Raw genomic sequence first — 12,823 nt, 5'->3', positions numbered from 1 at the left:
TTTGAATATGTTTTACAATTTCACCTATTGTGTTATCATTTTAAAGATTCTGTGTATTTAAACTGCCAAGTATGTGCTTATCAACTTAGCAATTCATTAAATCATTTTCCACTTGAAGGAGTGTTCATCACATGTCATTAAGAGAAGAAGCATTACATATGCACAAAGAGAATCAAGGCAAACTCGAATCAAAATCAAAGGTACAAGTGAAAAATGCGAAAGACTTGAGCTTGGCTTACTCACCAGGTGTGGCAGAGCCATGTAAAGATATTTATGACGACACAAGCAAAGTGTATGATTATACAATGAAAGGCAATATGGTTGCTGTTGTCACAGACGGAAGTGCGGTGTTAGGGCTTGGAAACATTGGGGCAGAAGCATCTCTTCCAGTAATGGAAGGAAAAGCTGTCTTATTCAAAAGCTTTGCAGGTGTTGATGCATTCCCAATCGCACTTGCAACAAACGATGTAGACAAAATCGTTGAAACAGTGAAGCTTCTTGAGCCGACGTTTGGCGGCGTGAACCTTGAAGATATTGCAGCACCAAACTGCTTTATCATTGAAGAGCGTTTGAAAAAAGAGACAAACATTCCTGTTTTCCACGATGATCAGCACGGGACAGCGATTGTAACAGTGGCAGGACTTGTGAATGCACTGAAGCTGTCTGGAAAATCAATGTCTTCAATTAAAGTGGTTGCAAACGGCGCTGGAGCAGCAGGAATTGCGATTATCAAACTTCTTTATCATTTCGGTGTACGTGATATCATCATGTGTGATACAAAAGGCGCTATTTATGAAGGCCGTCCGAATGGTATGAATGCAGTGAAAAATGAAGTAGCTAAATTCACGAACCAAGATCGTAAAGAAGGTTCTTTAGAAGAAGTGATTGAAGGCGCAGATGTCTTTATCGGCGTTTCAGTAGCAGGTGCTTTAACTAAAGAAATGGTTGGGAAAATGGCAAAAGATCCTGTCATCTTCGCAATGGCGAATCCAAACCCAGAGATCATGCCAGAAGATGCACATGCAGCAGGTGCAAGTGTTGTAGGAACTGGCCGTTCTGACTTCCCGAACCAAGTGAACAACGTCCTTGCATTCCCTGGTATTTTCCGCGGGGCGCTTGATGTACGTGCGACACACATTAACGAAGAAATGAAAATTGCAGCTGTTGAAGCGATTGCTTCCCTTGTATCAGATGAAGAATTGTCAGCGGAATACGTTATCCCTGCACCATTTGATGCACGAGTAGCGCCAGCGGTAGCCAAAGCAGTGGCAAAAGCAGCAATGGAAACGGGCGTTTCAAGAATCAAAGTAGACCCAGAAGCTGTTGCAGAAAAAACAAGAAAATTAACGATTATCGGCGAGTAATCGAATTGGAAAAGTGTGCACGTTCTTTCTGAATTTGGAGGAAGAACGTGCACCATTTCCTCTCTTACACGAAATTTTTTTCATCCTAAATGAGATTTTTTTTGTAGACGTTCACAATTCACATATACCAACTACTCAGCGCCCCAAACCTATACTCATTTCTCATCAATTCCCCACTGAAAAAATTGAATGAAGGATGACAGCGTTTGACAAAAAAAGTACAATAGTTTCGGTACAGTTATGACATGTCCTATAATAGTGGATGTGCGTGTAAAGAAAAAACCCTTCAAAAAGGGAGGTAGTCATTTGTCAATCAAGAATATTTTCAGTAAAAAGAAAAAATATGCATCTGTACCCTCTGAACAGGCAAGTCAAGATGTGCCTGAAGGCATTATGACCAAATGTCCGCAATGTAAAAAAATAATGCTCACCAAAGAACTAGATAAAAATTTACGTGTTTGCATGAATTGCGGCAGACATTTGCAAATGAATGCAAAACAACGTATTGAAAGCCTTGTAGACGAAGGCACATTTGAAGAATTTAACGGTCACCTCATTTCTGAGAACCCGCTCGGTTTCCCAGGCTACGAAGAAAAGCTTCAGAAAGACAGAGAAAAAACATCTTTGAATGAAGCCATCGTAACAGGAAAAGGTGAAATTAAAGGTCAAAGTGCTGTCATTGCTGTCATGGATGCCACGTTCCGTATGGGCAGCATGGGCTCAGTCGTTGGTGAAAAGATTACATTAGCTATTGAGAAAGCAAAAGCGGACAAGGTGCCATTTATCATCTTCACTGCATCTGGAGGAGCAAGAATGCAAGAGGGGATTCTTAGTCTAATGCAGATGGCAAAAACAAGTTCAGCATTAAAGCTGTTCAGCGAGGATCAAGGTCTGATTATCTCTGTGATGACCAATCCGACAACTGGCGGTGTATCAGCTAGTTTCGCGTCTCTCGGTGATTACAACTTTGCTGAGCCTGGTGCATTAATTGGTTTTGCTGGTCGCAGAATCATTGAACAAACCATTCGTGAAGACCTACCAGAGGACTTCCAAACGGCTGAATTTTTAATGAAGCATGGTCAGCTAGATGCTGTGATTCACCGTGCAGAAATGAAAGAAACATTAGGCCAAATCTTAGCATTACACAGCACAGGAGGTGAACGAGAGTGGCTGGAGAACTAGAATTTGAAAAACCTGTCATTGAACTTCGAGCGAAAATTGATGAATTGAAAAAGTTCACACAAAACTCAGAGATGGATTTAAGTGCGGAAATTGAGCGCCTTGAAACGCGTCTGAGTAAGCTTGAAACAGACATTTATACAAATTTAAAGCCGTGGGACAGAGTACAAATTGCTCGTCATGCGATGCGCCCAACAACTCTCGATTACATTCAAGAGCTGTTTGATCACTTTTTCGAATGTCACGGTGATCGTTTTTATGGAGACGATGAAGCCATCGTTGGAGGAATTGCCACGTTTAAAGGACTTCCTGTCACAGTCATTGGTCATCAGCGCGGAAAAGACACAAAAGAAAACTTGCGCCGTAATTTCGGGATGCCACATCCAGAAGGTTACCGTAAAGCATTGCGCTTGATGAAACAAGCAGATAAATTTAATCGTCCAATCATTTGCTTTATTGATACAAAAGGAGCTTATCCTGGTAAAGCAGCTGAAGAACGCGGGCAAAGTGAAGCAATTGCGAAAAACCTTTTCGAAATGGCAGGACTTCGTGTACCGGTTGTCTGTATTGTCATTGGAGAAGGCGGAAGTGGCGGAGCACTAGGCTTAGGCGTAGGAAACCACCTATTTATGCTAGAGAACTCAACATATTCAGTGATTTCACCTGAAGGTGCAGCAGCACTGCTCTGGAAGGACTCATCACTTGCGAAAAAAGCTGCAGAATCAATGAAAATTACCGCTCCAGACCTAAAAGAATTAGATATTATAGATGATGTTATTAAAGAAGTGCAAGGTGGAGCACACCGAGACGTGAAACAACAAGCAGCCTACATTGAAAAAACATTAAAAGAGTCACTTACATCTTTGCTCAAACAATCGCCTGAAGAATTAGTCGAACAAAGATATCAAAAATACAAAGCAATCGGCAAAGTATCGATTGAAAATCAATATATTGGGGTAAACTAAATAAACGTACAGCCTTTTGGCTGGCGTTTATTTTTTTCGTCTTTTTTCATCAAAACGATCTGATGTAAGCGCTATTTGAAAATAATTTTCTTTTGTTTTCATAAAATTTGAAACGTCTGAAAACGTTGATTTGACAAGGTTTAGAGGACTTGAAACAACTGTTTTTTGAACAAAGTGCTTTCATGACTTTCTTAACTTTTGTTTAAAAACATTTTATTTAATTGTATAATAAGTACGGTTTTAGAAATTCGTATTGAAAACATCCGGTTTTGCTCATGATTGTTTTCAAGCAGTGGAAATGGTATGTTTAATTCATATATGGTCTCTGAGGTGAAAAAGATGAAGCGTATAGGAGTTTTAACGAGCGGTGGGGATTCCCCAGGAATGAATGCAGCTGTGCGCGCAGTTGTAAGGAAAGCAATTTACCATAATGTAGAAGTTTACGGTATTTATAATGGATATTCAGGTCTAATTAACGGTAAAATTGAGAAACTCGAAATAGGTTCAGTAGGCGATATCATTCATCGTGGAGGAACAAAACTTTACACGGCAAGATGTCCTGAATTCAAGACAGTTGAAGGTCGTGAAAAAGGGATTGAGAACTTAAAAAAATTCGGTATTGAAGGACTTGTTGTCATCGGTGGAGATGGCTCATTCATGGGAGCGAAGAAATTAACAGAGCTCGGTTTTCCATGCGTAGGTGTCCCTGGCACGATTGACAATGACATTCCTGGTACTGATTTCACTATTGGCTTTGATACAGCACTAAATACAGTCATTGATGCCATTGATAAAATTCGTGATACAGCCACATCTCATGAACGTACATACGTAGTGGAAGTAATGGGAAGACATGCAGGGGATATTGCCCTTTGGTCAGGTCTTGCAGGCGGAGCTGAATCGATTTTGATTCCTGAAGCAGACTATGACATGGACGAAATTATTGCCAGATTGAGAAGAGGACATGAGCGCGGCAAGAAACACAGTATCATCATCGTCGCAGAAGGCGTAGGCAGCGGTGTCGAATTTGGTAAGAGAATTGAAGAGGAGACAAGCCTTGAAACGCGTGTATCTGTCTTAGGACATATTCAGCGTGGAGGTTCTCCAAGTGCGTTTGACCGAGTGCTCGCAAGTCGCTTAGGAGCGTATGCAGTAGAACTTCTTCTTGAAGGAAGAGGCGGACGCTGTGTAGGCATTCAAAGCAACGAACTCGTTCATCACGATATTTTAGACATCTTAGATAAAAAGCATACAGTCGATCAAAATATGTACCGACTTTCACAAGAGCTCTCTATATAAAACGAGAAGACCTTAGGAGGAACAGTAATGAGAAAGACAAAAATCGTTTGTACAATCGGTCCAGCAAGTGAAAGCATTGAAAAGCTGACTGAATTGATTGAAGCAGGAATGAATGTAGCCAGACTAAACTTCTCTCATGGAGATTTTGAAGAGCATGGTGCACGTATTGAAAACATTCGCAAAGCAGGTAAAACTTTAGGCAAGGACATTGCGATCCTTCTTGATACAAAAGGTCCAGAGATCCGTACACGCACAGTTGAAAACGGCTCAATTGAGTTAGTTGCTGGTGCTGATCTTATCGTGAGTATGGAAGACATTGTGGGAAACACTGAAAAAATCAGTGTGACGTACGAAGATTTAATTCATGATGTAGAAGTGGGCTCAACCATCTTATTAGATGATGGTCTGATTGGTCTAGAAGTAAAAGAGTTAAATAAGGACCGAAAAGAAATCGTCACAAAAGTGATGAATACAGGTACACTGAAAAACAAAAAAGGTGTCAACGTACCGGGTGTGAGTGTGAACTTGCCGGGTATTACAGAAAAGGATGCCAATGATATTCTGTTTGGAATTGAACAAGGTGTCGATTTCATCGCAGCTTCTTTTGTGAGACGAGCTTCTGATGTTCTTGAAATTCGTGAGCTGCTTGAAAAGAACAACGCAGCTGACATTCAAATCATTCCGAAGATTGAAAACCAAGAGGGCGTTGATAACATCGATGAAATCCTTGAGGTATCAGATGGACTGATGGTCGCGCGTGGAGATCTTGGTGTAGAGATTCCGGCAGAAGAAGTACCACTTGTTCAAAAAATGCTGATCAAAAAATGCAACCGTTTAGGCAAGCCTGTCATCACAGCAACTCAAATGCTGGACAGCATGCAGCGTAACCCGCGTCCAACTCGTGCGGAAGCAAGTGACGTGGCAAATGCTATTTTTGACGGTACAGATGCGATCATGCTATCTGGTGAAACAGCAGCAGGAACATATCCAGTTGAAGCTGTGCAAACAATGCACAACATTGCCTCACGTTCAGAGGAAGCACTTAACTATAAAGCAATCCTTTCTCGCAGAAGCGAAGAAGTAGAGGTCAGCATTACAGATGCGATCGGTCAATCTGTTGCGCACACAGCTATGAAGCTTGATGTGGCAGCGATTGTGACACCTACTGAGAGTGGTCATACTGCAAGAATGATTTCAAAATATAGACCAAAAGCACCAATCGTAGCAGTCACAGCAAACGAATCAGTGGCAAGAAAACTTTCACTCGTATTCGGTGTATTTGCAAAGAGCGGTTCAAAAACGACATCTACTGATGAAATGCTTGAGAATGCAGTAGAAAAGTCAATTGAAACAGGCTATGTAAGACATGGTGATTTAATCGTAATTACAGCTGGTGTGCCAGTTGGTGAAACAGGTACAACCAACTTAATGAAAGTGTATGTTGTCGGTGACATTATTGCGAAGGGTCAAGGAATTGGCCGCAAATCTGCATTTGGACCGGTTGTTATTGCACAAAGCGGAAAAGAAGCAGAGGAAAAAATGTACGATGGTGCGATTCTTGTCGCAAACTGCACAGATCGTGATATGATGGGTGCTTTAGAAAAAGCGTCTGCCCTTATCACGGAAGAGGGCGGTTTAACAAGCCATGCAGCAGTCGTTGGGCTCAGTCTTGGCATTCCAGTGATTGTTGGCCTTGACAGTGCCACAACACTTCTAAAAGAAGGCGAAGAGATTACAGTAGATCCAGCACGCGGAGCGATCTACAAAGGCCGTGCAAGCGTCCTTTAAATCACACACGAGGGGAGTTATCTGACTCCTCTCTTTTTTTATGTTACACTAAAAAAAGTAAACAGCTTTCGATGAAAGAGACCCCATGAGGTGATATGGCTTGAAAAAATATTTTCTACTATTATTGATTCTGTTCCCAGCAGTTGAAATTAGTTTATTTTTAATCTCAAGTAACATCATTGGTATTTTACCAACGATGCTAGTCATTGTGCTGACAAGTGCACTAGGTGCTTACTTTGCAAGGAAACAAGGAATAGAAGCATTTCAGAAAGTGCAGCGAGATTTACAGTATGGCAAAATGCCAGGGGCCACCATTGTCGATGGATTCTGCATTCTGATTGGCGGGTTACTGCTGCTCATTCCTGGATTCCTTTCAGATCTGATTGGGGCTGTGCTGCTCATTCCCATGACAAGAAAACGAATCAAACCGCTCTTTGAGCGCTGGCTTAGAAATATGTCTAATCGCAAACGCTATACGATTATTCGCTAAAGAGACCTTCGCATCAGGTCTCTTTTACTTTTGCGCACCATACCGAATGTACTGATAAAGGTCTCTGAAAACCCCTGCATTACGAAACGCCTGCCAAACGACAAGAGAAGCGGGACCGAGTGCAAGTCCAAGAAAACCAAAGCATTTTAACCCGACAAACAGTGCCACAAGTGTTGCTAAAGGATTAAGACCAATTGATTTACTTAAGACTTTTGGCTCTGATATTTGTCTTTGAATGAGCACCACAATATACAAAATGCCCAGTCCAATGGCGAGTGAAAGATTTCCTGTCATGGCGGAGTAAATGATCCACGGAAGAAAAACCGTGCCACTCCCGATGTAAGGAAGTAAATCAACTAGACCAATACATAGAGCGATCACAATCGCATGTTCGACCTTTAAGATGAAAAGTCCAATCAGCACGATCCCAATGGTCATGGCAACAAGGAGAAGCTGGGCCTTCATAAAGCCAGAAATGGCTTTTTTGATTTCAGATAAAATGGCACGTGTATGAAGCATCCATTTGGCGGGAAAGATACGAGAACCATATTTTTTTAACGTAAACCAATCTTTTGTGATAAAAAAAGTCGCTAGGGCGGAAAATAAAAGCGTCGCTGCTGCATCAGGCAAAAGACCTAAAAAAGCTGGAATGAATTCAAGAGTTTTTGAAAGGAAAGTCCCGATTTTTGCCGCTGCTTCGTCACCAAGTGCTTGGATTTGTCCTAAAATCGACTCCTTTTGACCTGCTTGAAGAGTATTAAATTGAGCAGTCAAATCATGATATAAAGGCAAAATCTGATCTGTGAAAAAACGTTCCACAATCCCAATCATTTGATCAAGATGACCTGGCAGGACCTTTGCTAAATAAGCACTTCCTGAAATGATTTCCGCCACTAAAAGTGTCATGAATCCAGCTGCTGCCCCTAAAAAGAGTAATAACACAATGATAACAACAAAACCTCTTGGCATCCCGGTCATGTTTTCGATTTTGCATACGGCTGGATGAATCAAACACGACACGGCAAATGCAATCCAAAATGGATATAAAAACGGAAAAGACTGATATAAAAAAACAACCGCACAAACGGCGATGCTGAAAATCATCAAACTTCGCAAAAAAATGGCCACATACGTGTGATTCACACAATCCCCTCCAAAAAACAAGCATGTCCGATACTTCATTTTATTCAAAAAGATTAGTAATATGAAAAGGTCGCAATAAAAAGAAAGAAAGGAGCGGCGTATGTTTACTCAAGCAAATTTGTTTTTGGTTCTTTTACTCGTTATTGCACTTATTGCAAAAAACAATTCGTTAATTTTAGCGGTCTCTGTGCTGATTGCCATTAAGCTGATTGGCCTGGATCAAAAAATATTCCCGGTTCTGCAATCAAAAGGTATCAATTGGGGTGTGACGGTCATCACGATCGCTGTGCTTGTACCGATCGCAACAGGTGACATTGGATTTAAGCAGCTTGGAGAAGCGATGAAATCTTCCTATGCTTGGATAGCTCTTGGAGCGGGTATATTGGTAGCATTAATTGCAAAAAACGGTATTGTGCTACTCGAAAACGATCCGCATATCACCGCAGCACTTGTATTCGGTACGATTTTGGCAGTCAGTTTATTCAAAGGTGTGGCTGTTGGCCCGCTGATTGGTGCTGGAATTGCCTATTTAGCGATGCAAGCAGTGAAATTTTTCAGCGGTTAAAAAGAGAGTGGCACATGCCACTTTCTTTTGATATTTTTTCTGACGTGAGCTTTTGCAAAAAAACATAATTAAATATATTAAAAGAAGCAAAATCCCTTTATTCCATGCCCGAACCGGAAGGCTGGAAAAAAAAATATCAAAAAAAATTATAGTTAAACATTTAACAAATGTCTGATTATTGTTTATAATGGGAATAGGCTTAATTTTGAACTCATTGATCAAACACGAGATATGAGGCTAAAAGCGCTCTAACCGTATAGGTAAATGTAAGCATTTTCTTTTCTAAACCTGCCAGCCTATTTTGGTTGGATAGCGCTTTCAAAAAGCGAGAATTTTGCAACGAAGGGGAATCTTTTTAAAAAGGGGAGATTGAACATGACAGCAACAAGAGGTCTTGAAGGTATCGTGGCAACAACTTCATCCGTAAGCTCAATTATTGATGATACTCTTACTTATGTAGGGTACAATATCGATGATTTAACTGAAAAAGCGACTTTCGAAGAAATTGTCTACCTGTTATGGCACTTAAAGCTGCCGAATGAGCAGGAGCTAAGCGAGTTAAAGCAGCAGCTCAATGAAAATGCTCATATTCCGCAAGAGATCATTGAGCACTTTAAATCTTATTCGCTGGATGGGGTTCATCCAATGTCTGCGATTCGTACAGCGGTATCCTTATTAGGTTTACTTGATGACGAATCAGAGATTATGGACAAAGAAGCGAATTACAGAAAAGCCATTCGCTTACAAGCGAAAATTTCTGGACTTGTCGCTGCATTCTCACGTATTCGAAAGGGACTTGAGCCTGTACAGCCAAAAGAAGAATACAGCTATGCTGCAAACTTCTTATATATGCTAAACGGCGAAGAGCCTTCACCAGTAGAAATTGAAGCGATTGATAAAGCGCTCATTCTACATGCGGATCACGAATTAAACGCATCGACATTTACAGCACGTGTATGTGTTGCTACACTATCAGATATCTACTCTGGTGTAACAGCGGCTATCGGCGCATTGAAAGGGCCACTTCATGGCGGCGCAAATGAAGGCGTAATGAAGATGCTGTCAGAAATTGGCGAAGTTGAAAACGTAGATTCCTATATTCATGGTAAGCTAGAGAAGAAAGAGAAAATTATGGGCTTTGGCCACCGCGTTTACCGCCAGGGTGACCCGCGTGCAAAACATTTAAAAGAAATGAGCCAGCGCTTAACAAATCTCACAGGCGAGCCAAAATGGTATGAAATGTCTGTACGCGCAGAGGAAATCGTGACATCAGAGAAAAATCTTCCACCAAATGTTGATTTTTATTCTGCTTCTGTCTATCACAGTCTTGGGATTGATCATGACTTGTTTACACCAATTTTCGTGATCAGCCGATTCTCTGGATGGATTGCTCACATTTTAGAGCAATATGACAACAACCGTCTGATCCGTCCAAGAGCTGACTATATTGGACCTGATCTTCAAACGTTTGTTCCGATCAGTGAAAGAGACTAATGTTTATAGAATAGTGGAGGCTGATCCATCTAAACCAATCAGCCTCCATATCAACAAAAAACGAATCACGTGAAAAACTTCTTGGCTTGCAGACATCAAGCTTGGAAGTTTCAAATATTCACTACATAACCTGGGAGGTAATATCATTGTCACAAGGCGAAAAAATTACAGTTACTGGCGGCGTATTGAATGTACCAAATAATCCAATTATCCCGTTTATCGAAGGGGACGGAATCGGTCCTGACATTTGGAAAGCAGCATCAAGAGTTCTTGAAGCAGCTGTAGAAAAAGCATATAAAGGTGAAAAGCAAATCACTTGGAAAGAAGTATATGCAGGTGAAAAAGCTTACAATAAAACTGGCGAGTGGCTTCCAGAGCAAACACTTGAAGACATTCGTGAATATTTAATCGCGATCAAAGGACCACTGACAACACCAATTGGCGGAGGAATCCGTTCATTGAACGTGGCACTAAGACAAGAGCTTGATTTATTCACATGCTTACGTCCAGTTCGCTGGTTCCAAGGCGTACCATCTCCTGTGAAACGTCCAGAAGACACAGACATGGTCATCTTCCGTGAAAACACTGAAGATATCTATGCAGGAATTGAGTATGCAAAAGGATCAGACGAAGTGAAGAAGTTAATCGACTTCTTGAAAAACGAATTAGGTGTGAATAAAATCCGTTTCCCAGAAACATCAGGTATCGGAATCAAACCAGTTTCTGAAGAAGGAACATCTCGTCTTGTCAGAGCAGCGATCCAATATGCGATTGACCAAGGCCGTAAATCTGTGACACTTGTTCACAAAGGAAACATCATGAAATTTACAGAAGGAGCCTTCAAAAACTGGGGCTACGAAGTGGCTGAAAAAGAGTTTGGCGACAAAGTCTTTACATGGGCACAATATGATCGTATTGTAGAACAAGATGGAAAAGATGCGGCAAACAAAGCGCAAAGTGAAGCAGAAGCTGCTGGCAAAATCATTGTCAAAGACAGCATTGCAGATATTTTCCTTCAACAAATTTTAACTCGTCCAGCTGAGTTCGATGTTGTCGCAACAATGAACTTAAACGGAGACTACATCTCTGATGCACTTGCAGCACAAGTTGGTGGAATTGGTATCGCACCTGGTGCAAACATCAACTACGAAACAGGACACGCTATTTTTGAAGCGACTCACGGAACAGCACCGAAATATGCTGGTCTTGATAAAGTGAATCCATCTTCTGTTCTTCTATCAGGCGTGCTTTTACTTGAGCACCTTGGATGGCAAGAAGCTGCTGATCTAGTGATTCAATCTGTTGAAAAAACAATTGCATCTAAAGTCGTCACGTACGATTTTGCTAGATTAATGGATGGTGCAACAGAAGTGAAATGTTCTGAGTTTGCTGACGAGCTCATCAAAAACTTGTCTTGATTCTTAAACTTTAAAGTTAAAGGGGAAAAAGGAAATGGCAAACAAGCGTAAAAAAGTATCTGTCATCGGAGCAGGCTTTACTGGAGCAACTACAGCATTTCTAACAGCTCAAAAAGAATTAGCGGATGTCGTATTAGTGGATATCCCTCAGCTTGAGAACCCGACAAAAGGGAAAGCACTTGACATGCTGGAAGCAAGCCCTGTTCAAGGCTTCGATGCGAATATTACAGGAACTTCTAACTACGAAGATACAGCCGGTTCTGATGTCGTGGTCATTACGGCAGGAATTGCAAGAAAGCCGGGAATGAGCCGTGACGACCTCGTGTCAACAAATGAAAAAATCATGCGCAGTGTGACACGTGAAATCGTTAAATATTCTCCAGAAGCGATCATTGTTGTGTTAACAAACCCTGTTGATGCAATGACATATGCAGTTTATAAAGAATCAGGATTACCAAAAGAAAAAGTCATCGGACAATCAGGAATTCTTGATACAGCACGTTTCCGTACGTTCGTTGCTCAAGAATTAAACCTATCTGTGAAAGATGTGACGGGCTTTGTTCTTGGCGGACATGGGGACGACATGGTTCCTCTTGTACGTTACTCTTATGCAGGCGGTATCCCGCTGGAAACATTAATTCCTAAAGAGCGAATTGATGCAATTGTTGAAAGAACAAGAAAAGGCGGCGGTGAAATCGTCAACCTATTAGGTAACGGTAGTGCATATTATGCACCTGCTGCTTCACTCGTTGAAATGGTTGAGGCGATCTTAAAAGATCAACGCCGCGTCATGCCGACGATTGCATACCTTGAAGGTGAATATGGCTACGAAGGCATTTACCTTGGAGTTCCAACAATCGTAGGTGGAAACGGCCTTGAGCAGATCATCGAGCTTGAGCTGACAGAAGAAGAAAGAAGTCAGCTTGACCGTTCTGTTGAATCTGTAAAGAACGTCATGAAAGTATTGTCTTAATATGAATAAAAAAGAAGGCTTCTCGTATGAGGAGTCTTCTTTTTATTTACAAAACCAATCTTGTCGAAATTTTAAATTGTTCTCTTGTTAAGCTTTCGTTAAAATGAAAGAGAAAGCATGACTTCTCGCTTTTCACATAAGATAC

At 41.2% G+C, this 12,823-nt stretch carries 11 protein-coding genes; 10 read left to right on the top strand and 1 reads right to left on the bottom strand.

Going from position 1 to position 12,823, the window contains the following annotated elements; all coding sequences use genetic code 11:
- The first annotated feature begins 131 nt into the window (after positions 1-131).
- From LCD32_RS12745 to LCD32_RS12720, 6 genes are all read left to right on the top strand, one after another.
- On the top strand, positions 132-1,364 hold the full coding sequence (locus LCD32_RS12745; RefSeq protein ID WP_007501712.1) for an NADP-dependent malic enzyme: 1,233 nt from the start codon (positions 132-134) through the stop codon (positions 1,362-1,364).
- A 306-nt stretch (positions 1,365-1,670) separates the two neighbouring features.
- Positions 1,671-2,546 (top strand): acetyl-CoA carboxylase, carboxyltransferase subunit beta, encoded by an 876-nt coding sequence (accD, locus tag LCD32_RS12740; protein ID WP_008346077.1) that lies wholly within the window; start codon positions 1,671-1,673, stop codon positions 2,544-2,546.
- On the top strand, positions 2,531-3,508 hold the full coding sequence (gene accA / locus LCD32_RS12735) for an acetyl-CoA carboxylase carboxyl transferase subunit alpha (RefSeq protein WP_224563908.1): 978 nt from the start codon (positions 2,531-2,533) through the stop codon (positions 3,506-3,508). Before accD ends, accA begins: the two co-directional genes overlap by 16 nt.
- 339 nt (positions 3,509-3,847) lie before the next feature.
- On the top strand, positions 3,848-4,807 hold the full coding sequence (pfkA, locus tag LCD32_RS12730; RefSeq protein ID WP_017358271.1) for a 6-phosphofructokinase: 960 nt from the start codon (positions 3,848-3,850) through the stop codon (positions 4,805-4,807).
- A gap of 27 nt (positions 4,808-4,834) precedes the next feature.
- Positions 4,835-6,595, top strand: coding sequence for a pyruvate kinase (gene pyk / locus LCD32_RS12725; protein WP_008346071.1), 1,761 nt, complete (start codon positions 4,835-4,837; stop codon positions 6,593-6,595).
- 100 nt (positions 6,596-6,695) lie between these two features.
- Positions 6,696-7,085: an FxsA family protein gene (locus LCD32_RS12720; RefSeq protein WP_007501703.1), complete on the top strand. Its 390-nt coding sequence runs from the start codon at positions 6,696-6,698 to the stop codon at positions 7,083-7,085.
- Between the two features lie 24 nt (positions 7,086-7,109).
- On the opposite strand, the gene ytvI is transcribed toward LCD32_RS12720, so the two are convergent.
- Positions 7,110-8,228, bottom strand: coding sequence for a sporulation integral membrane protein YtvI (gene ytvI, locus LCD32_RS12715; protein WP_224563906.1), 1,119 nt, complete (start codon positions 8,226-8,228; stop codon positions 7,110-7,112).
- Positions 8,229-8,328: 100 nt separating this feature from the next.
- Here ytvI and LCD32_RS12710 point away from each other — a divergent pair, with 100 nt between their 5' ends.
- The 4 genes from LCD32_RS12710 (at position 8,329) to mdh (ending at position 12,678) form a co-directional block, all read left to right on the top strand.
- Positions 8,329-8,793, top strand: a complete 465-nt coding sequence (locus LCD32_RS12710) for a DUF441 domain-containing protein (RefSeq protein ID WP_007501699.1) — start codon at positions 8,329-8,331, stop codon at positions 8,791-8,793.
- A gap of 375 nt (positions 8,794-9,168) precedes the next feature.
- Complete coding sequence (gene citZ / locus LCD32_RS12705; protein ID WP_008346063.1) at positions 9,169-10,287, top strand: citrate synthase; 1,119 nt, start codon at positions 9,169-9,171, stop codon at positions 10,285-10,287.
- Positions 10,288-10,433: 146 nt separating this feature from the next.
- On the top strand, positions 10,434-11,705 hold the full coding sequence (gene icd, locus LCD32_RS12700) for an NADP-dependent isocitrate dehydrogenase (protein WP_008346060.1): 1,272 nt from the start codon (positions 10,434-10,436) through the stop codon (positions 11,703-11,705).
- A 34-nt stretch (positions 11,706-11,739) separates the two neighbouring features.
- Entirely contained in the window at positions 11,740-12,678 is a 939-nt protein-coding gene (gene mdh / locus LCD32_RS12695) for a malate dehydrogenase (RefSeq protein WP_007501693.1), read from the top strand.
- Positions 12,679-12,823 lie beyond the last annotated feature (145 nt).

It is taken from the genome of Bacillus sp. RSS_NA_20 (assembly GCF_020165915.1).
Taxonomy (GTDB): Bacteria; Bacillota; Bacilli; order Bacillales; family Bacillaceae; genus Bacillus; species Bacillus altitudinis.
The sequence above is the reverse complement of the archived record's forward strand: the minus strand, read 5'-3'. Positions and strand labels throughout refer to the sequence as shown.

What these genes read in the sequence shown, in the direction of transcription:
- LCD32_RS12745 (WP_007501712.1), top strand. Translation starts at nt 132, where the DNA reads ATGTCATTAAGAGAAGAAGCATTACATATGCACAAAGAGAATCAAGGC.
- pfkA (WP_017358271.1), top strand. Translation starts at nt 3,848, where the DNA reads ATGAAGCGTATAGGAGTTTTAACGAGCGGTGGGGATTCCCCAGGAATG.
- pyk (WP_008346071.1), top strand. Translation starts at nt 4,835, where the DNA reads ATGAGAAAGACAAAAATCGTTTGTACAATCGGTCCAGCAAGTGAAAGC.
- LCD32_RS12710 (WP_007501699.1), top strand. Translation starts at nt 8,329, where the DNA reads ATGTTTACTCAAGCAAATTTGTTTTTGGTTCTTTTACTCGTTATTGCA.
- citZ (WP_008346063.1), top strand. Translation starts at nt 9,169, where the DNA reads ATGACAGCAACAAGAGGTCTTGAAGGTATCGTGGCAACAACTTCATCC.
- mdh (WP_007501693.1), top strand. Translation starts at nt 11,740, where the DNA reads ATGGCAAACAAGCGTAAAAAAGTATCTGTCATCGGAGCAGGCTTTACT.